The organism is Aeromonas sp. Y318-1, assembly GCF_027706125.1.
GTDB classification, from domain to species: Bacteria; Pseudomonadota; Gammaproteobacteria; order Enterobacterales; family Aeromonadaceae; genus Aeromonas; species Aeromonas hydrophila.
On the sequence record NZ_JAPDCM010000007.1, the window covers coordinates 155,449 to 174,007 of the forward strand.

Consider the following 18,559-nt stretch of genomic DNA (forward strand, 5'->3'; position numbering starts at 1 on the left):
AATCTGAGCCGGATGGCGCGGGCTGTGCTCCCGCCCTATCCGCTCCAGCCGTATCCCCCCCTGCCCTGTCAGCCCGATCCCCGTCACACCCTCGCATGCTCACACCGGCCCTCAGCGTCTTCGGGCTGGAGTCTGCCAGCGGCAGGGTGTGTAATAGCCGTTTGTGTTTGGCGACGACCCGGAACCCCATGCAACTCAAACCCCTTCTCAAGGGGCGCTTTCAGCCCCACTGGCAAGCCGGCCACGATCTCATCGAACAGGTGGTCAGCTCCTGCATCACGGAGCAGCGTCTCATCCCCGAGGGGGAGCCCCTGATGCGCCAGGGCGAACCGCTGCGGGATCTGGTGCTGGTCAAGAGCGGCCGCATCGCCATGGGCCACACCGCCATGAATGGTCGCCGCTTTCAGCTCGGCACCCTGGAGTGCGACCACCAGCTGTTTGGCGAAATGGAGTTCTTCACCGGCTACCGCTGCCAGCTCGACATCATCGCCGAGGAGCCGCTGGAGGTGGCCCGCATCGACGGTGAGCAGCTGGAGCAGGCGCTGGTCGCCCACCCCAAGGTGGCGCTCTTCTTTGCCACCGCCATTGCCATCGACTATCAGGACACGGTGGATATCTTCACCTGCCGCATGCTCTACCCCATCAGCTACAACATCGCCCTCGACCTCTATCACAGCCACTGCCACCACAACCCGGTGAGCGGCTTTCGCAAGGGGTATCAGGAGGCGGAACGCTTCGGCACGACCGACCGGGTCTACCGGCGGGCGGTGAAAGAGCTGATGGAGAAGGGACTGGTGGAGCGCGGCGAGGAGGGGTTGCAGATCCGCGATCTGGCGGGGCTCAAGGCCTTTCTGGAGCAGCCATAAGTCACAGGCATCAGTTGCCAGTTAAAGACAAAAAAGAGGGGCGGTTTATACCGCCCCTCTTGCTGTTTACTCCCCCGCTCAGGCGAGACAAGGCTGGGGCCGGGCCATGCGCAGCGACGCCACCAGCATGGCGAGGATCACGCCATAGATAAGCGGGATGGCGTACATCACCGCCTGCAAGCCGATCACCTGCTCGAACATGGCGCTGATGGCCGGGCTGAACATGGCCCCCGCGCTGCCGCTGATGAGGATGTAGGAGACGTTCTTGCTCGATGCCTGGCGCACAAACGACACCCCGTAGGCGATAAAGGCGTTGTAGAGCGCGGCGCAGACAAAGCCGTAACCGTAGGTGAGGTATGGCAGCTGGCTCAGGTTGTCGGTGGTGACGATAAGCGCCGTCATCCCCATCGCCAGCGTGATGATCACCAAGAGGAAGGTGCGGATCGCAATGCGGGTCACGATGGCGGTCGAGACCAGCGCGCCGAGCAAGGCCGCCGTCCAGTACTGGGTGATGATATTGCCCGCCTCCTCGAAGGGGATGCCGAACTTGTTCTTCACGAACATGGGCGCCCAGGTGAGGAAGGTGTAGAGCGCCAGCATGCCCAGAAAAAGCCCCAACCCGCCGCTGATGATGCCAAGGTTCCACTCCGAGTGCTCGTTGCCGGCGCTCTCGCCGCCCGCCTCGCAACTGCGGAAGTTGGTCAGCACCGCCACCAGCATGGTCGCCAGCGCTACCACGCCCACCGCCAGATAGCTCCAGCTCCACGCCATGGCGTGGGTCAGGGTATAGGTGGTGATAAGCGGGAAGACCACCCCGGCCACGTTGAAGGTGGCATCCTGCACCACCAGCATGGTGCTCTGCATCCGCGCCTGCCAGACGCTCACCACCAGGGTCCCCGCAATGCAGAGCCCTACCCCGCCGCACAGACCGATCACCGTCATGGCCACCATCACCACATAGAGCGAGCCGGTAAGATGAAGCGAAGCCGCCGCCAGCGCGATCAGGCCGTAGCAGAGCAGCGTCATCCGCTTGAGGCCTACTTTCTCGATGAGGAAGAAGGCGGCAATGGTGCCCGCCAGCGCACCGCCGTTGAGCAGGGAGAAGATGGAGGCCACCTGATTGACGTCGGCGCCGAACTTGGCGGCGATGGGGTCGATCAGCATGCCAAACTGGGTCGCAAAACCGGCCATCACAAAGTTGGCCAGGAAGCTGATGGCAGTGAGGGAGAGCTTATTGTTCATATTGGATCTCTCATAAGGTCAGGGTGCGTGCAGGGTTGGGCGGGCCGCGGCGCTTACAGCGCGGTGTGCAGCGCCAGCTCGATCATCTGGTTGAAGGAGAGTTGCCGCTCCTCGGCAGTGGTCTCTTCACCGGTCAGGCAGTGGTCGGAGACAGTCAGGATGGCGAGCGCCTCTATCCCCTGCTGATGGGCCAGCCCGTAGAGACCGGCCACCTCCATGTCGATGCCGAGCACGCCAAACTTCTCCAGCGCCGGGATCAGGTTTTCGTCCGGATCGTAATAGAGATCGCCGGTGAAGATATTGCCCACCTTGACCGGAATCGCCTTCTCCTGCGCCTTGGTAAACGCCTTGTGCAGCAGGGCGAAATCGGCCGAGGTGGCCATCTGGTAACCGGCGCTGCGCTTGGCGTTGGTCGGGGAGTCGGTGCCCGCCGCCTGCGCCAGAATGACGTCACGCATCTGCACGTGGCGCTGGGTCGCCCCCAGACTGCCGATGCGAATGATGCGCTTGACCCCGAAGTCGTTCACCAGCTCGTGGGCGTAGAGCACCATGGAGGGGATCCCCATACCATGGCCCATCACCGAGATACGCTGGCCGTTGTAGTAGCCGGTGTAGCCCAGCATGTTGCGCACATTGGTCACCTCGCGCGCATCGGTCAGAAAGGTCTCGGCGATATAGCGGGCCCGCAACGGGTCCCCCGGCATGATGACGGTCTCGGCGAAATCGCCCGGGTTGGCATTGATATGAGCGGTCATTATTGTTGTGCTCCAGTTTGACTCGTGTGTATGAGGGCATCCTAGCCCCCGCCTCCTCGCCCCTTGCAGGACAAAAGTCCTGTTGCCCCGATCGAGATCCCAGTTCCGGCAACTTCTCCAAGGCTCTCTGGGTTGCCCTCCTTCTCTGCCACTTGTCTGCCCTAAATCAGCCCTGCCCCTGCGGCAAACGCCCCGTCACCCGCTCAGCGATAACGCAACAGTGCCCGCCCCAAAAAGCGCGGGGGGCCTGATGGCCCCCCGCAAACACACCGGATGAGAAAATGCCTTACTTGGCGGCGCTATCCTTCACGCACTTCTGGACAAAGCTGTTCTTGGCCGCGCCAGCCAGCTTCTTGTCGGCCGCCGCCTTCTCGCACTTGGCCGCAGGATCCACCGCCGCGCCCGTCTTCACGCACTTCTGGATAAAGCTGTTCTTGGCCGCTCCGGCCAGCTTCTTGTCCGCTGCCGCCTTCTCGCACTCGCCGCTCACAGCACCGGCGGCATCTTTCACGCACTTGCCGACAAAGCTGGTTTTGGCCGCGCCCGCCAGTTTTTTGGCCGCAGCCTGCGCCTCGCACTGCAACTGGGCTGCGTCGTTGGCAAAGACCGGATTGGCCAGCAGCATGCTGCCGCAGAGCAGGCCGAACAGGATGGCAATACGCTTCATATGACGTTCCTTATTGTGATGTGTTGACATGGTGACCTGTTTGCATGGTGATCTGATTGCAAGTAACTGTTATGACAACAGCTGATTGTTGCCGTAAATCCCCCGCCTTGCCAGCCAGGGCCACGGAGCACAGGGCACCATGGCCGCACTATAGCGCCGATTGGCTAAGCGGGATTCTCCCCGTCCAGTTCAGTCTCAACAGCAAGTCAGACCCCTCTTCTACGCAACGCTCGCCAACCCCAATAGAATCAAGGGCCATGGGAATCCGGCCCCCACCACAGCGATTTCTTGAGCCAGCGCATAAAACGCAGATATTCCTGATAGTTACGTCATTTTTTGACTGGTGAGATCAGATTCGATTGGCTTAACATAGCCATCCGGTGCCTATTCATCGGTGATGGGCTGCAGCCCTCGCTGATCAATGGAGCATTTTGGAAGCTGTAATCCACGGGCGGTAGAGTGGAGCTGACAATATATCTATTATTAAGATGATGGAAAATATTTTCCATACGGAGCTTGGAGATTGTTTTGATTAAATCCGTAACATTAAAAAACAAAACATACCATTTATTAAACGATAATCAGATAAATAAAAATAAAAACATTTACAGCATAATTACAGGGAAAAATGGAGTAGGAAAAAGCCGCTTACTTAGTGCTATTGTAAATGATTTCATATCATATAGAGCTGAAAGCCATGATAAGTTTTATATAAATGGAAGAGAGCGAACCTTTGAAAACTCTAGCTACCAAATAGAACAAGGCAATATAATAAATAAAATCATTGCTGTTTCTACTAGTGCGTTTGACAAATTTCCAGTGCCTAGAAAGAGAGAACGACTTAGCTACTATTCGTACCTAGGTGTAAGAGGACTAGGAAATACATTAAACCTTAGTAAGGAATATCTATCAAGAATAATATCAAAACTTATATCCTCTATTCTTTATCATAATATAGACATGAGTGAGATAGGTCGAGTTCTTGCCTATCTAGGATATGAAGATAAGATTGAAATATTCTTTAGCTATAAGTTTTCAAACTCAAAGCTAAAGAAAGTTACTGAATCAAAAGATATAACATCTTCGTTTTCAAGTGAGTTCTTGAATGTAACACCTTTCAATTCTATAAATTCCAATCACTATGTAAGCAGTGACAATAATTACTATAAAGATAACATAATGCATACTGTTGATATGATGAAGGGTTTAGATATAGATAGAACAGGTAGAACAGGTACAATACAAATACATGGTAATGAATTATTTTTCGAAGATGTGAAGGTATCTTATAATGACAAGAGGATTAATGCCTTCGTTCATTTATTAGAGCAAGGATTCATAACAGCAAGAGATATTCTTTTAAAGAAAAAAGACAGTGGTTTCAAATACAAGATAAGCGATGCTAGCTCTGGTGAGCAATGTATAGTAATGAGCATAATAGGAATAGCCAGTCAAATTGAGGACAACTCCTTAATATGCATTGATGAGCCAGAAATTTGCTTACATCCTGAATGGCAAGAAAGATATATACCTATCTTGATTGATACTTTTAGGCATTATAATGGCTGCCATTTTATTATCGCTACACACTCCCCTCAAATCACATCAAAACTGGTCAATGAAAACTGTTTCGTTATCTCAATGCAGGATGGATTAGCAAGAGATGCAAAGGAGTTTATTAACAAGTCTATAGATTTTCAGCTAGCAAGCATATTCAAGGCTCCTGGCTATAAAAATGAATATCTTACCAGAATGCTAATTGCGTTCTTAACCAAGCTCTCTGCACATGAAGAAATATCACAGGAAGAATATACAAGCATCAAGGACATTATATCTCTCAAAGGAATAATCGATGATAGTGATCCTGTTGGAAAATTAATTTCATTGGCAGAAAAGGCAATGAAGGTAGCTAGGCATGGGAATTAAAGCTATCGATTTTTCCAAAGACGCCCTAGTTAAAATAGGTGTGTTCAAGGCTCTACCAAAAACAGAAATTAATGGTTCTTATTGGGATAGAGACGATGATGTTGATTTAAAAAAGCTCAAAAAAGAAATAAAGAATCATTATCTTAAAGCTCAGGATTACACTTGCCCATACTGCAGACAGAGAGTTTCTGTCAAGCATAATGCCGCTTGGGACACTGAACATATAATACCTAAAAGCAGTCATCCTGAACTTATGTTTGAGTCTATAAATCTTTGTATATCCTGTAAAGATTGCAATACAGAGAAAGGTAATAAAAACGTTCTTGTAAATAAGGATAAAAAAATATTACCTGAATCAGGCACTGATTATATAATAATACATCCACATTTGGATGAATATAATGAACACATAAAGGTAGTTGACGGTAATTATTTCATACCAACATCTCTGAAAGGGAGAAGAACAATAGAGGTATGTGGGCTTCTTCGATTTGTTTACGAGTACGTAAGCTACTCTCCAATAAGTATTGACGCTAAAACAAAAGTAGCAAAACTTACTAGTATGTTGATGGAGGCAAATAACGCTACCGAGGAGGCATTCATAGTTAATTTAATTTCAGACCTTACGGCGGAAATGGCAAGATCATCTAGGATGTCATATCTAGAAAAATTATGAAAATAAGTAAAATTGAGGGAACTAGCCCTCCATAATACTGTCTGTACGGTGCACGGCACTGACCTTCAAATCGGTGCCTTTCTTACGCTACATTAGAAATCAGGAACATCTATCAAAAATCAAGAAAACCCTAGTCGACCACCTTTCTGAGCCAGCCATGAACCGACTGGCTCACGCTTTATCCCTCTATCCCTCCAACCAATACTCCCTTTCAACCCCCACCCCGGCCACAAAATCGGGATCGTGGGAGACCAGCAGCAGGGTGCCCGGGTAGTCGGCCAGCACTTGAATAAGCAACTGGCGCGAGGGGTGATCCAGATGGTTGTCCGGCTCGTCCAGCAGCAACAGGTCGGGCAGTTGCGCCAGCACCATCAAGAGGCCCAGCTTTAGCCGCTCGCCACCGCTCAGACCATGACAGGGCATCAGGGCGCGATCGCCGCACAGTGCGATACCCGCCAGTCGGGTTCTCGCGTCGCTCTCGGAAAGACTCGGTGCTACTGCCAGCAGGTTGGCCAGCGGGCTGAGGTCTCGCGCAATCAGGCTGAGCCCCTGATCAAGACACACCAGCCGGCCATTGATGCGAAAGCTGCCCGCCTCGGGCGCCAACTCACCGCGCAGCATCTGCAGCAGACTCGACTTGCCGCTGCCGTTGCGACCGGCCAACAGACAGCGAGCCCCCCGTTGCAGCACCAGATCTACCTGCTGACCATGCCAGCGCCTGTGACGCGCCGCCGTGATCACCAGCGGCTGGGCCGCCCCCTTGCGATCGTGCTCCGCCGGCCACTGCATGACTAGCGGCTGCACCGCCGCCAGCGCGGCTGCCGCCTCGGCGCGCTCCTCCACCTGGGCACTGTGGCCCCGCTGGTGGCGATCCAGCACCTTGCCAAGGGATTTGCCCGCCTGTTCCGCTTTGAAATCGAGCAGGATCTTGGCCTGGGAGCCGCGCTCGCGCCGCCCCTGGCTGGCTCGTCTGGCTGCCTGTTCGCGCACCTTTTGCACGCTGCGCGCCGCCGCCTTTTCACGGCGCTCCGCCTGTGCCAGCCGGGCGCTGCGGGCAGCCTGCAGCTCGGCCTGCTGCGCCAGAAATGCCTCAAACGAGAGGCTGGCACTCTGCAGCCCCTGCTCCCCCAGCTCCAGTATCTGGCTGGCCTGATTGAGCAGCCGCCGGTCGTGACTTACCAGCAGATAGCCACCACTGTGGCTGGCCAATCGCTGGCTCAGCCACGCGATGCCACTGGCATCCAGGTGGTTGTCCGGCTCATCGAGCAGCAGAAAGTGAGCTGGTCTCGCAAACAGTGCCAGCAGGCGCAAACGGGTGAGCTGGCCGCCGCTCAGGGTGCTGACCGGGGCATGGGCATCGAGTCTGAGGCCCGCCTCTGCCAGCAGGTCGGCGAGATCGCTGCGCAGGTTCCAGCGATCAGCCAGCCGCTCGAAATCGTCCAGGGCGCAGCTCCCCTGCTCGATGCGCTCAAGGGCCCGCAGCGGCTCGCCCCAGCCGATAAGGTCCGCCACGCTGGTTGCACCGTCATGAGCTTGAGCCGGCGCAAACTGGGACAACCAGCTGATGGGGGTCAACCACTCAATCTTGCCAGCAGCCGCGCGGCGCTGGCCCGCCAGCAGTTCGAGCAGCAGGCTCTTGCCGATGCCGTTGCGGCCGATCAGGGTGCAGCCCGCAGCGGGCAAAGTGAAGGTAAGGGGCACAGTGCAGGCGCCGAAGGGCAGCTGCAAGGCGTTGATATGACATGCGATATGGGTCATCTGAACTCCTGTGGGCCAATGCGGAAGCCGCAGGCCAAGAGCCAAGCCAAATGACAGGGACACGTGTCCACGAATGGGAAAACAAGCAAGGAATCAGCATCAACCTGTCACGGTAAGACGCACCCGATCTCCCAGGCGGGAGAGGAATCAAAAGCGGGGTGCGGACAGGTTAAATGCGCATCGGAGGAAGTACTCATATATCAGAAGAGCCAAGAGGCTAACCCGACGAGTGCTGGTTGGTCAATCACTTAACCGGACCGCCAATCCTGTTATCACAACCAGCCGTTCGAGGACTATCGCGCTCATCGGGCCACGGTTCAGGATGATCGGAAATAAAAAAACATCCCGTCCGAGATAAGTTGCCACGGCTCTAATCAGTAGAAGGCCGGACGTCGGCCCCCACCGCTGCCAGCAACGCAGTGCCATAGGAGTTGTCTATGGTGCAGCGCCACTGCCCATCGGCTTCTTTGCGAAACACATAGGTGGCGCGGCGGGTTTCATCAGTCAGGCCCCCCTGACCATCGGGGTAATTGAGCCGGGTCTCCATGACCACCAGCGCATTGTCGGCCCCCTCGATCACCTCCATGGCGCCCTGTTCCACCTTGAGCTGCCCCTGAAAGTAATCCGAGATGGCAGTGAAAGCGCGGCGGATGGCGGGAATGCCGCGCACCACCATGCCGGGCTTGACCACCAGGGCGGCGTCCTCGGCGTAGAAGGCCATCAGGGCGTCGAGATCGCGCCGGGAGATGGCGGCGTCGCAGGTCTCGATAAGAGCACGAAGGGGATGCTGACTCATCTTCACTCCTTATGGGGCGGCTTGCCCGCCCTGTCACGGATAAAAAGCAACGGATAGAAAAATCCCCCGAGCTCGGGGGATTGGCAATCAACTTAACCGAGCAGGAAGGCCCTTAGGTGAGCAAACTCCGCCGGCAGGTTGTGGGACAAGAGCGGCAGCACGGCGTGCTTGGCGAGCGGACCGGGCAGCGGCACGTCCAGCCCCAGGATCTCGTCCACCGACTCCTTGAACTTGGCCGGATGAGCGGTGCAGAGGAACACCCCCACTTCGTCCTCAGCCAGCTGTTCGCCCAGCAGATCCCAGGCAATCGCCCCGTGGGGTTCGCACAGGTAATCCAGCTCATGCAGGCGTTTCAGCGCATCACGGGTTTCGGCATCACTGCGCATGCCTGACCCCAGGGTCTCCAGCGCCCAGCCATTGCGACGGCACAGCTCCTCTACCCTAGGCCAGTTGTTGGGGCGGCTCACATCCATGGCGTTCGACAGGGTTGCGACAGTCTGGTGCGGATCCCACTGGCCGGTTTTCAGGTAGCGCGGCACGGTGTCGTTGGCGTTGGTGGCGGCGATAAAGCGCTTCACCGGCAGCCCCAGCGCCTTGGCGATAAGACCTGCGGTGAGGTTGCCAAAGTTGCCGGACGGCACGCTGATGACCGCCTTGGCACGATCGGCTTTCGGCAGCTGGGCCAGCGCCTCGAAGTAGTAGCAGACCTGGGCCAGCAATCGGCTGATGTTGATGGAGTTGGCGGAGTTCAGACCAATGGCCTTTTTCAGCTCCTCGTCATCGAAGGATTGCTTCACCAGCGCCTGGCAGGCATCGAAGTCGCCGTCGATGGCGATGGTGCGGATGTTGCCACCCAGGGTGCAGAACAGCGCCTCCTGCAACGGGCTTATCTTGCCCTTGGGGTAGAGGATCACCACCTCGATCCCCTCCAGCCCGTAGAAGGCGTGGGCCACGGCGGCGCCTGTGTCGCCGGAGGTAGCGGTGAGTATGGTGATCTTGTCGTTGGTTCTGAACGCCGCCAGGCACTGAGCCATAAAGCGGCCGCCGAAGTCCTTGAACGCCAGGGTCGGGCCGTGGAACAGTTCGAGGGCATAGGTGCCATCTTTCAATTTGACCAGCGGCGCCGGGAAGGTGAAAGCGGCCTTGACCAGCTCGTGTACCTGAGGCGCGGCCACTTCATCCCCCAGCAGGTGACTGAGGATGTGGGCGGAGCGCTCCACCAGCGGCAGATCGAGCAGGGCATCCACATCGGCCAGCGGCTCGAGCCGCTCGGGGAAGAACAGACCCTGTTCGCGGCCCAGACCCTGACGCACCGCCTGGGCGAAGCTCACCTGTTCACTCTTGTCCTTGATATTGTAAAGATTCATAGCTCGCTTCCTGTTACCCGTGCCCCGGCCATGTCGAGTTTGCAAACCCGGGCAAATCCATCTTCGTTCTGCACGAAATGTGCATCCATCCAATCTTTCATCCGCTCGGCCTGGGCCAGATCCTTCATCACCACGAACACGCTGGGGCCCGAGCCCGAGATGCCGGTGGCCAGTGCCCCGTTCTGGGCGGCCTGGGCCCGCACTTCGGCAAAACCTTCAATGAGCGCCGCGCGGTAGGGCTCGGCAATCACGTCTTTCAATACGCTCGCCGCCAGCCCCTCCTGCCCGGTGTAGCTGGCGTGCACGAAGGCGGCCAGCCGGCGGCCATAGGTGAGGCAATCCTGCCGGCGATACTGGGCCGGCAGAATGGCGCGGGCGGCGGCGGTGGAGACCACTGTGCCCGGGTAGCAGACCACCCAGTACCACTCGTCAAACACCGGAATGCCCTGGCTGATGACGCCGTGCTCTTCCAGCACCAGCTGCATGCCGCCCAGATAGCAGGGGGCGACGTTGTCGTAGTGGACGGAGCCGGAGATTTTGCCTTCCATCTCCCCCATCAGCAGCAGCAGGTCGTGTTCATTGAGCGGCGCGCCGTGAAAAGCGTTCAGCCCTTCCAGTGCCGCCACCACGCTGCAGGCGCTGGAACCCAGACCCGAGCCCACCGGCAGGTTCTTCTCCAGCACCATCTCGAGCGGCTTGAGACCAAGGCCCCGCTTCTCCAGCGCCTCGCCATAGGCGAGCCAGCAGTCATGGAGGATGTTCTTTTTCGGGTCAGCCGGCAACTTGTGGGCGTAACGGCCCACGGAAGAGAGGGCAAACGGTACATCGGCCGCCTTGACCTGGACGCGATCCCCGAGCAGAGAGCCATCCACGGGGGCGAGCGCCGCCCCCAATACATCGAATCCCACGCTCAGGTTGGCGCTGGAGGCGGGGGCATAGGCCACCACGCTGCTGCTCTGGTACATGTCTGAACTCATGCTTACAACTCCTGCTTCCAGTTCTGGGTGCGCAGCACGTCGGCAAAGACGCCCGCGGCGGTCACTTCGGTACCGGCGCCATAGCCGCGCAGCACCAGCGGGATCGGCTGGTAGTAGGTAGAGAAGAAGGCGAGCGCGTTCTCCCCGTCTTTGACCTTGAACAGCGGCTCGTCGGCGCCGACCGCCTTGATGGCGACCTTGCACTTGCCACCCTCGATGGAGCCCACGTAGCGCAGCACCTTGCCTTCACGCTGGGCCGCCGCGAACTGGTCGCGGAACCAGCCGTCAGCCTCCGGCAGGCGGGCCATAAAGGCTTCCACATCGCCACTTACATCAAAGCCGGGCGGCAGGGCCTGCTCCACTTCCACGTCGGAGAGCTCCAGCGCCATGCCGGCCTCACGAGCCAGGATCAGGAGCTTGCGGGCCACGTCCATGCCGTTGAGATCGTCGCGGGGATCCGGCTCGGTAAAGCCGTTGCCACGGGCAATCTTGGTGGCGTCGGAGAAAGCCATCCCCTCATCCAGCTTGCCGAAAATAAAGGAGAGCGACCCGGACAGCACGCCGTCGAAGGCGCGCAGCTTGTCGCCGGCCTTGATCAGGTTCTGCAGGTTCTCGATGACCGGCAGGCCGGCGCCCACGTTGGTCTCGTACAGGAACTTGCGACGGGTCTGGCGGGCGGTGCGGCGCAGCGCCTTGTAGTAATCGAGCGACCCGGTATTGGCCTTCTTGTTCGGGGTGACCACGTGGAAGCCGGCGGCCAGGAAGTCGGCGTACTGGACGGCGATGGCCTCGCTGGAGGTGCAATCAACGATCACCGGGTTGATGAGGTGGCTCTCTTCCACCAGCTTTTGCACCGCTTCTAGGCTGAAGCTGTCACGGGCCTCCACCAGCTGTTCACGCCAGTTGGCGAGGTTCAGCCCATCCTTGTTGACCGCCATCTGGCGGCTGTTGGCGATGCCCACTACCCGCAGGCCGGTGCCCTGCTCGGCCAATACCGGCTGCTGGCGGGCAATCTGATCCACCAGGGCCGCGCCGACACCGCCGACGCCGACCACGAAGAGATCGATGAACTGTTGGCTACCGAAGAAGTTCTGGTGGCAGGCCTTGATGGCTTCCGCCACTTTGCGATCCCGCACCACCGCGGAGATGGAGCGCTCGCTCGAGCCCTGGGCAATGGCGACGATGTTGATGGAGGCTTGTGCCAGCGAGGTGAAGAAGCGGGCCGCCATCCCCTTGGAGGTGCGCATGCCGTCACCGATGAGGGAGATGATCGCCAGATCCTGCATGATCTCCAGCGGATCCAGCAGCTGGTTCTTGAATTCGAGCTCGAACTCGCGCTCCAGTACCTTGCGGGTCTTGTCGCAGTCGTAGCTGTGGATACAGAAGCTGACGCTGTACTCGGAGGATGACTGGGTGATGAGGACGATGCTGACCCCGGCGCGGGAGACGGCGGAGAAGATGCGGCCGGCCATGCCCACCATGCCCTTCATGCCGGGGCCGGAGACGTTGAACATGCACATGCCGGAGAGATCCGAGATGGCCTTCACTTTCAGGTCGTCATCCCCCTGCTCGACGCCGATGAGGGTGCCCGGCCCCTGCGGGTTGAAGCTGTTCTTGATGAGGCAGGGAATGTGGAACTGGGCCACCGGCGCGATGGTTTTCGGGTGCAGTACCTTGGCACCGAAGTAGGAGAGCTCCATCGCCTCCTTGTAGGAGAGGGTTTTCAGTAAGTAAGCATCCGGCACCAGACGCGGGTCGCAGTTGTAGCAGCCCTCGACGTCGGTCCAGATCTCGCAGCACTCGGCATCGACACAGGCGGCCAGCACGGCGGCGGAGTAATCCGACCCGTTACGGCCGAGCAGCACGGTCTCACCCTTGTCGCTGCCACCGGTGAAGCCCGGCATCAGGTAGAGGCAATCGGAGCGCAGGCCCTTGGCGGCGAAACGCAGGCGGGAGGCCTCGATGTCGACGTGCGCCTCCAGATAGCCGCCGTCGGTCACCAGCAGCTGCTCCGGCACTATGACGTCCAGCTCGAGGCCGCGCACTCGCAGCAGCTCGTGCATGAAGGCGATGGAGAGGTTCTCGCCCCGACTCAGGATGCGGGCCTGCACGTTGTCCGGGCAGAGCCCCAGCAGGCGGATGCCTTGCATCAGCCGCTCCACCTGATCCAGTTCGCTGGTCAGACGAGCCTGCAGAGCCTTGTCATCCAACGCCGGATAGGCTGCCTTCAAGCCGGCCAAGAGGCGGGAGAAGATGCCGTTGATCTCGAACAATGTGCTGCTGGCATCCATGCCGCGGCTGGTCTGCTCCACCAGAGCCACCAGGTGGTTGGTCACCTTGGCCGGTGCCGACAGCACCAGGGCAACCTGGGATTGGCCGTGGGTATTCACCGCGATATCGGCGACCCGTAAAAAACGCTCTGCATCGGCCAGTGACGACCCGCCAAACTTCAACACTCTCATCGCTTTCTCTCCCTGTGATCCTTGCAAATTTGCCCGAAAATGGTTCTGAAAATCATCCAACAAAAAGGCCCGTACTGGGTGGGTACGGGCCTTTTCTGATTTCTGTGCTTGTTCGTCAGCGCATCAACCGGCCCCAGTGCCACCTGTGGTGGTACCGGTAATAATGGTGGTGATGACGTTGGTGAATAACTGCATGACGAACACTCTTGAACGAAGCTGGCTTTTAGCAATACCGCGCCGGGCGCAGGGCTGTCAACCTAAACCTCTTTGCCAAGTTTGCGGGCAAGGTCTTTGCAGAGCAGGTGGAGCATGTTCAAATCCCGCTGCGGCAGCATGGGCACTCGGTCCATCACCCATTGATGCAGTTTTTCATCCTGCGAAACTCCGAGTTCACCAAGAATTTCTGCTGTTTTTCGTTTCAGCACCCGAACCTGTCCGGTGTTATCAACATTTTCTGCTAGCACCTCGGGTTCATCAAGCAACTGGCTCAGCTCGTAGGCGTACAGCATGATCGCCTGCCCCAGGTTCAGGGACGGGTAGCTCACCTTGAGCGGCAGATAGCTGATGAGGTCGACCTGGGCCAGCTGCTCGTTGGAGAGCCCCGACTCCTCGCAGCCAAACACGATGGCGACCTTGTCCAGCGACGGCTTGGCCTTGATCTGGTCGCGGATCTCGGCCGGCGTGAGGTAGTGCTGATAACGGCCGCGCTGGCGGGCGGTAGTGGCCACCACCAGGTCCATGTCGGCCAGCGCCTCTTCCAGGGTGTCGAACGCCTCGGCCTGGGTCAGAACCTCCTGCGCACCGTGGGCTACCCAGCTCGCCTCCTCCTCTTCGTGCACCCGGCTTGCCACCAGCCGCATGGCATCAAAGCCCATGGTTTTCATGGCGCGGGCGGCAGCGCCCACGTTGGCGGGGCGGGCGGGGGCCACCAGCACAAAATAGAGTCTCATCGGGTTTTCTCCTGGGCAGGGCCGAACGCGCAAACAACAGCGGATCATCGGCAAAACAGGGGCGCAATCTACCGTTTTCACCCGAAAATTGCCACTTGAACAGACGTTTGAATGTTGCCATAGTGGCCGGGAATGTGAACAAATTGCAGCCAATCCCAGGCGCCATCGGCCCGACAGATCACAAGGAAGAGAGAGATGCAGCAGCCATTGGAACAGGCCGTCGCCGAGACGATTCTGCAACGCTTCGAGTCGTTTTACAGCCGGTTTCTCGAAATCACCCAGGGCAGCAAGAGCCGCTTCGAGAACAGCGACTGGCTCGGGGTTCAGCTCGCCGGGCGCGAGCGCATTCGCCTCTACGATCATCACGTCGGCGCCACCACGGCGCTGATCAAGCAGATGATGGGGGCAACCCTGCCGAGCCAGGCCCTGCTCAAGCAAGTGAAGGGGGCGTTCAGCGATCTGCTGCCCAAGTGCGAGAACTTCGAGGTGGCGGAGTCCTTCTTCAACTCCGTCTATCGCCGCATCTTCCGCCATCGCAACATTCGCGACGAGAACCTCTATATCCATCCGTTTCGCAGCCGGGGGGAGCACCCCGACCTGAGCGCCCTGCTGCGCATCTATCGCACCGACCTCGCCCACCTGCCGCAGACCCTGAGCCAACTGCTGGGGGATTACAGCTTCACCCTGCCCTATGAGGACAAACAGCGGGATATTGTCGACATCCAGCGCCATCTTGCCGAGAACGGGCCGGCCATTCTGCACGATGAGCCGTTCGCCATCGAGCTGCTCAAGGAGGTGTTCTACCGCAACAAGGGGGCCTACCTGGTGGGGCTGATCCGGGTCAAGGGGCAGGTCTTCCCCTTCATCCTGCCGCTGCTCAGTACCGGTCAGAGCATCTATGTGGACACCGTCATCTTCGAGCCTGAGCTGGCCTCCATCGTATTCGGCTTCGCCCGCGCCTACTTCATGGTCTATGCCCCCGTGCCGGCGCTATTCGTGCTGTTTCTGCGCCAGATCATGCCCCACAAGCCGGACTACGAGATCTACAACGCCATCGGTTGCCAGAAGCACGGCAAGACCGAGCTCTATCGCCACTATCAGCAGCACCTGGCCCAGAGCCGGGAGCAGTTCGTCATCGCGCCGGGCATCAAGGGGATGGTGATGAGCGTGTTTACCCTCCCCTCCTATGACGTGGTGTTCAAGGTGATCAAAGACGAGTTCACGCCGCCCAAGGACGTGAGCCACGAGCAGGTCAAGGCGAAATACCGGCTGGTAAAGCAGCACGACCGGGTGGGCCGCATGGCCGATACCCAGGAGTTCACCAACTTCGAGTTTCCCCTCGATCGCATCTCGCCGGAGCTGTTGGCCGAGCTCAAGACGGTGGCCCCCTCGGCGCTGACCCTCACCGACGACAAGCTGGTGATCAAGCACCTCTACACCGAGCGCAAGATGATCCCGCTCAACCTCTATCTCGACAAGGCGGACGAGCAGCAGACCCGGCTCGCGCTGGAGGAGTACGGCAACGCCATCAAGCAGCTGGCGGCGGCCAACATCTTCCCGGGCGACATGCTGTTCAAAAACTTCGGGGTCACCCGTCACGGCCGGGTGGTGTTCTACGACTACGACGAGATCTGCTACATGACGGAGTGCAACTTCCGCCAGATCCCGCCACCGCGCTACCCCGAGGATGAGTGGAGCGCAGAACCCTGGTACTCGGTGGCCCCCAACGACATCTTCCCCGAAGAGTTCGCCACCTTCTTGCTGCAAAAACCCCAGGTGCGCGACATCATGATGCAGCTGCACAAGGAGCTGTTCGATGCCAACTACTGGAAGATGCTGCAGAGCAACATCAAGGAGGGGGTGTTCGAGGATGTCTATCCCTATCGGCGCAAGAAGCGCTTCAAATTTCAGCGGGGGGGCTAGCTTATCGGGGAGCCCAGTTGCAAAAGGGAGTGCAAATAGCAAAAGGGACGCCGAGGCGTCCCTTTTGCGTTGGGCCGTCAGCTCGCGCTACGACAGCCCCTGACAAAAACGTCAGTTACTTGGCGGCAGGCATGGCGTCGAAGGTAAGCAGCGCCGCCTTGTTGGCGTCGCTCAATACCAGCTGCTGACCGCTGATCTGGAAGCTCGCCACTTTCTCCAGCTTCTGCAGATAGAGCATCTCCTTGCCGGCCAGATCACCCATGCACATCATGCGGGTCGAACCCATGGGGCCCAGCGCCAGCACACCGTCACCCTGCTGGGTGATGGCGCCGAAATAGCGGTTGCAGCCGCCCTTGCCGGCCACCTTGTCACCGGCGACTTGCAGGGTAAAGGTGTCGCCGCTCGCCCCTTGCAGTTGCCAGGTGGAAGCTTGCAGTTGAGTCAGCTTGGAACCAGTTGCCATGGCGCAGCCTCCCAGGGCCAGTACAGCCAGCAGAGTCAGTTTTTTGTTCATGGGTTCACCTCTTGATATCAGCAAAATAGGGGAAGAAACATGGTGATGGGGGCCTGTGTATCATGAGAGCGGAGCAAATCAAAACTGTTTTATTGTGATCGGGGTTCCCTTTACTACCAGCTGGCATGTGCCATGCTTGTATTCCTGTTCCGGACCCAGGGAGGGGAAAAGAATGGTCAAATCATCCGTCATCGCACTCGTCTCATGCCTCAGCCTTACCGCCCAGGCCGCCGACTGGGATTTCCTCAAGAACGACGCCAACAGCCAGCTCTACGTCAAGAGTTACTCCGGCGTACTGCTCGGCAATCAGACCCATCACAACGACAGTTTCGATCTCTGGCTCATCAATACCGGCTATCAGTATCCGCTGCACGAGGGCGTCAGCCTCTACATGGAAGCAGGCCCGGCCATCGGCCCCAGCAGCGAGCAATCCGGCTACAACCTGAGCTCGGGGGTGCGCTATCAGCTCTCCCCCATGCTCAACATCGGCAGCCAGCTCAAACAGCTGGAAGTGAACAAACCCAGCACCCTGCTGGAGCTCAACACCAGCCTGCTGCTGACCCCGCAACTGGCCATCACCGCCAACTACGGTGTCAGCGCCTTTAGCACCGAACAATCTCTCAGCGTCGGGGTCGGCTTCAACTTCTAGCGGGATCAGATCAGCCGGGTGGCGCTCACCAGCACGCCGTTGAGATCGGCGTAGACGTAGTCACCCGGATGTATGGTCACTCCGGCAAACGACACCACAGCATCCAGCTCACCCAGCCCTCGCTTCTCGGTTTTGACCGGACAGGGCGCCAATGCCTTGACTCCCAGCGCCAGTGTCGCCAGCGTGCCCACGTCGCGCACGGCGCCATAGATCACGATGCCTTCCCAGCCCTGCTCCGCCGCCTTGATCGCCAGCTGATCGCCGAGCAGGGCCCGGCGCAGGGAACCACCGCCATCGATCACCATCACCCGCCCCTGCCCGGGTCGGTTGACCAGCTCCCGCACCAGGCTGTTGTCCTCGTAACAGGAGAGGGTGACTGCCTGGCCGTGAAACAGCGCCTTGCCACCAAAATCTTGAAACAGCGGTTCCGCCACCTGCAGGGCATCGCCGTACTCGTCACAGAGATCGGGCAGTAGATCCAGCATCATAAGTCTCCTTCCATGGACATGAATTCGCTCATTCTTTCATCAAGCAGAGTCCCTGACAATCCAGTGGGATTCAATTCTGCCCAGATGGTGTGGCTCCCCCGCCAGCAACACCGGCAGCAGCCACAGTTCCTCCTGTTCCACCCAGTAGATGGCATTCTGGCCAAAGCGGGCCGCCAGCCGGATGGCCTCGCTGCGCGTGGAGGCCAGCAGCAGCGACGACTCCTGCCAGCTTTCATCCAGCGAACTGCCCCGGCAGGGGCCCATCGCCTGCCAGCGAGGCACCGCCGCAATGGCCCGCCACAGGGCCCGCTGACGGCGGGTATTGCGACGCATTCCCAGCTGGCGACTGGCAGGATTCCAGGCCGTCACAATGGCGTAGGCAGGCCATTTCGGCGCCGAAAAGGGTGCAATAAAGCAGATTTTTCTGTAGTTTTCCCACAAATTCATGTCAACCACATGTTACATTCCATTACATTTTATAGGGGCGAAAATGGGGGCAACCCCAAGTATCATGCTGTGAACTCAGGGTTTGACCTATATCAA

General features: G+C 58.3%; 17 protein-coding genes. 5 read left to right on the plus strand and 12 right to left on the minus strand.

Annotated elements, in window-relative coordinates; genetic code table 11:
- The first annotated feature begins 188 nt into the window (after positions 1-188).
- Complete coding sequence (locus tag OKB87_RS12390; protein WP_270827610.1) at positions 189-866, plus strand: Crp/Fnr family transcriptional regulator; 678 nt, start codon at positions 189-191, stop codon at positions 864-866.
- Positions 867-944: 78 nt separating this feature from the next.
- On the opposite strand, the gene tsgA is transcribed toward OKB87_RS12390, so the two are convergent.
- From tsgA to OKB87_RS12405, 3 genes are all read right to left on the minus strand, one after another.
- The gene (tsgA, locus tag OKB87_RS12395; RefSeq protein WP_270827611.1) at positions 945-2,108 is read right to left on the minus strand and encodes an MFS transporter TsgA; all 1,164 of its coding nucleotides are present in this window, start codon (positions 2,106-2,108) and stop codon (positions 945-947) included.
- Positions 2,109-2,161: 53 nt separating this feature from the next.
- A complete protein-coding gene (gene deoD, locus OKB87_RS12400; protein ID WP_005303072.1) occupies positions 2,162-2,863 on the minus strand; it encodes a purine-nucleoside phosphorylase in 702 nt (233 codons plus the stop codon).
- Positions 2,864-3,149: 286 nt separating this feature from the next.
- On the minus strand, positions 3,150-3,530 hold the full coding sequence (locus tag OKB87_RS12405) for a hypothetical protein (protein ID WP_270827612.1): 381 nt from the start codon (positions 3,528-3,530) through the stop codon (positions 3,150-3,152).
- A gap of 528 nt (positions 3,531-4,058) precedes the next feature.
- On the opposite strand from OKB87_RS12405, the gene OKB87_RS12410 reads away from it, so the two are divergent.
- Complete coding sequence (locus OKB87_RS12410; RefSeq protein ID WP_270827613.1) at positions 4,059-5,456, plus strand: AAA family ATPase; 1,398 nt, start codon at positions 4,059-4,061, stop codon at positions 5,454-5,456.
- Entirely contained in the window at positions 5,446-6,132 is a 687-nt protein-coding gene (locus OKB87_RS12415) for an HNH endonuclease (protein WP_270827614.1), read from the plus strand. Before OKB87_RS12410 ends, OKB87_RS12415 begins: the two co-directional genes overlap by 11 nt.
- Before the next feature lie 186 nt (positions 6,133-6,318).
- Here OKB87_RS12415 and OKB87_RS12420 read toward each other — a convergent pair whose 3' ends face one another.
- The 6 genes from OKB87_RS12420 to OKB87_RS12445 all read right to left on the minus strand — a co-directional run bounded on the left by OKB87_RS12420 (position 6,319) and on the right by OKB87_RS12445 (position 14,442).
- Positions 6,319-7,890, minus strand: coding sequence for an ATP-binding cassette domain-containing protein (locus OKB87_RS12420; RefSeq protein ID WP_270827615.1), 1,572 nt, complete (start codon positions 7,888-7,890; stop codon positions 6,319-6,321).
- A 370-nt stretch (positions 7,891-8,260) separates the two neighbouring features.
- Positions 8,261-8,686, minus strand: coding sequence for a YybH family protein (locus OKB87_RS12425; RefSeq protein ID WP_270827616.1), 426 nt, complete (start codon positions 8,684-8,686; stop codon positions 8,261-8,263).
- A gap of 92 nt (positions 8,687-8,778) precedes the next feature.
- Positions 8,779-10,053 carry a threonine synthase gene (thrC, locus tag OKB87_RS12430; protein WP_270827617.1) on the minus strand — a complete coding sequence of 425 codons (1,275 nt, stop codon included), beginning with the start codon at positions 10,051-10,053 and terminating at the stop codon, positions 8,779-8,781.
- The gene (gene thrB / locus OKB87_RS12435) at positions 10,050-11,030 is read right to left on the minus strand and encodes a homoserine kinase (protein WP_005303083.1); all 981 of its coding nucleotides are present in this window, start codon (positions 11,028-11,030) and stop codon (positions 10,050-10,052) included. The genes thrC and thrB overlap by 4 nt, the downstream gene beginning before the upstream one ends.
- A gap of 2 nt (positions 11,031-11,032) precedes the next feature.
- Positions 11,033-13,492, minus strand: a complete 2,460-nt coding sequence (gene thrA, locus OKB87_RS12440) for a bifunctional aspartate kinase/homoserine dehydrogenase I (protein ID WP_270827618.1) — start codon at positions 13,490-13,492, stop codon at positions 11,033-11,035.
- 257 nt (positions 13,493-13,749) lie between these two features.
- Positions 13,750-14,442, minus strand: coding sequence for a tRNA/rRNA methyltransferase (locus OKB87_RS12445; protein ID WP_270827619.1), 693 nt, complete (start codon positions 14,440-14,442; stop codon positions 13,750-13,752).
- A 195-nt stretch (positions 14,443-14,637) separates the two neighbouring features.
- Between OKB87_RS12445 and aceK the strand changes: the two genes are divergently transcribed.
- Positions 14,638-16,365 carry a bifunctional isocitrate dehydrogenase kinase/phosphatase gene (aceK, locus tag OKB87_RS12450; protein WP_024943685.1) on the plus strand — a complete coding sequence of 576 codons (1,728 nt, stop codon included), beginning with the start codon at positions 14,638-14,640 and terminating at the stop codon, positions 16,363-16,365.
- A 115-nt stretch (positions 16,366-16,480) separates the two neighbouring features.
- On the opposite strand, the gene OKB87_RS12455 is transcribed toward aceK, so the two are convergent.
- On the minus strand, positions 16,481-16,879 hold the full coding sequence (locus OKB87_RS12455; RefSeq protein WP_024943684.1) for an META domain-containing protein: 399 nt from the start codon (positions 16,877-16,879) through the stop codon (positions 16,481-16,483).
- A 172-nt stretch (positions 16,880-17,051) separates the two neighbouring features.
- Between OKB87_RS12455 and OKB87_RS12460 the strand changes: the two genes are divergently transcribed.
- A complete protein-coding gene (locus tag OKB87_RS12460; protein WP_124253017.1) occupies positions 17,052-17,528 on the plus strand; it encodes a hypothetical protein in 477 nt (158 codons plus the stop codon).
- 5 nt (positions 17,529-17,533) lie between these two features.
- Here OKB87_RS12460 and OKB87_RS12465 read toward each other — a convergent pair whose 3' ends face one another.
- Both OKB87_RS12465 and OKB87_RS12470 read right to left on the minus strand, forming a co-directional pair.
- Entirely contained in the window at positions 17,534-18,013 is a 480-nt protein-coding gene (locus OKB87_RS12465; protein ID WP_270827663.1) for a putative 4-hydroxy-4-methyl-2-oxoglutarate aldolase, read from the minus strand.
- Between the two features lie 42 nt (positions 18,014-18,055).
- Positions 18,056-18,472, minus strand: a complete 417-nt coding sequence (locus OKB87_RS12470; RefSeq protein ID WP_270827620.1) for a DUF3293 domain-containing protein — start codon at positions 18,470-18,472, stop codon at positions 18,056-18,058.
- Positions 18,473-18,559: the final 87 nt, after the last annotated feature.

What these genes read in the sequence shown, in the direction of transcription:
- OKB87_RS12390 (WP_270827610.1), top strand. Translation starts at nt 189, where the DNA reads ATGCAACTCAAACCCCTTCTCAAGGGGCGCTTTCAGCCCCACTGGCAA.
- tsgA (WP_270827611.1), bottom strand. Translation starts at nt 2,108, where the DNA reads ATGAACAATAAGCTCTCCCTCACTGCCATCAGCTTCCTGGCCAACTTT.
- deoD (WP_005303072.1), bottom strand. Translation starts at nt 2,863, where the DNA reads ATGACCGCTCATATCAATGCCAACCCGGGCGATTTCGCCGAGACCGTC.
- OKB87_RS12405 (WP_270827612.1), bottom strand. Translation starts at nt 3,530, where the DNA reads ATGAAGCGTATTGCCATCCTGTTCGGCCTGCTCTGCGGCAGCATGCTG.
- OKB87_RS12415 (WP_270827614.1), top strand. Translation starts at nt 5,446, where the DNA reads ATGGGAATTAAAGCTATCGATTTTTCCAAAGACGCCCTAGTTAAAATA.
- OKB87_RS12420 (WP_270827615.1), bottom strand. Translation starts at nt 7,890, where the DNA reads ATGACCCATATCGCATGTCATATCAACGCCTTGCAGCTGCCCTTCGGC.
- OKB87_RS12425 (WP_270827616.1), bottom strand. Translation starts at nt 8,686, where the DNA reads ATGAGTCAGCATCCCCTTCGTGCTCTTATCGAGACCTGCGACGCCGCC.
- thrC (WP_270827617.1), bottom strand. Translation starts at nt 10,053, where the DNA reads ATGAATCTTTACAATATCAAGGACAAGAGTGAACAGGTGAGCTTCGCC.
- thrB (WP_005303083.1), bottom strand. Translation starts at nt 11,030, where the DNA reads ATGAGTTCAGACATGTACCAGAGCAGCAGCGTGGTGGCCTATGCCCCC.
- thrA (WP_270827618.1), bottom strand. Translation starts at nt 13,492, where the DNA reads ATGAGAGTGTTGAAGTTTGGCGGGTCGTCACTGGCCGATGCAGAGCGT.
- OKB87_RS12445 (WP_270827619.1), bottom strand. Translation starts at nt 14,442, where the DNA reads ATGAGACTCTATTTTGTGCTGGTGGCCCCCGCCCGCCCCGCCAACGTG.
- aceK (WP_024943685.1), top strand. Translation starts at nt 14,638, where the DNA reads ATGCAGCAGCCATTGGAACAGGCCGTCGCCGAGACGATTCTGCAACGC.
- OKB87_RS12455 (WP_024943684.1), bottom strand. Translation starts at nt 16,879, where the DNA reads ATGAACAAAAAACTGACTCTGCTGGCTGTACTGGCCCTGGGAGGCTGC.
- OKB87_RS12460 (WP_124253017.1), top strand. Translation starts at nt 17,052, where the DNA reads ATGGTCAAATCATCCGTCATCGCACTCGTCTCATGCCTCAGCCTTACC.
- OKB87_RS12465 (WP_270827663.1), bottom strand. Translation starts at nt 18,013, where the DNA reads ATGCTGGATCTACTGCCCGATCTCTGTGACGAGTACGGCGATGCCCTG.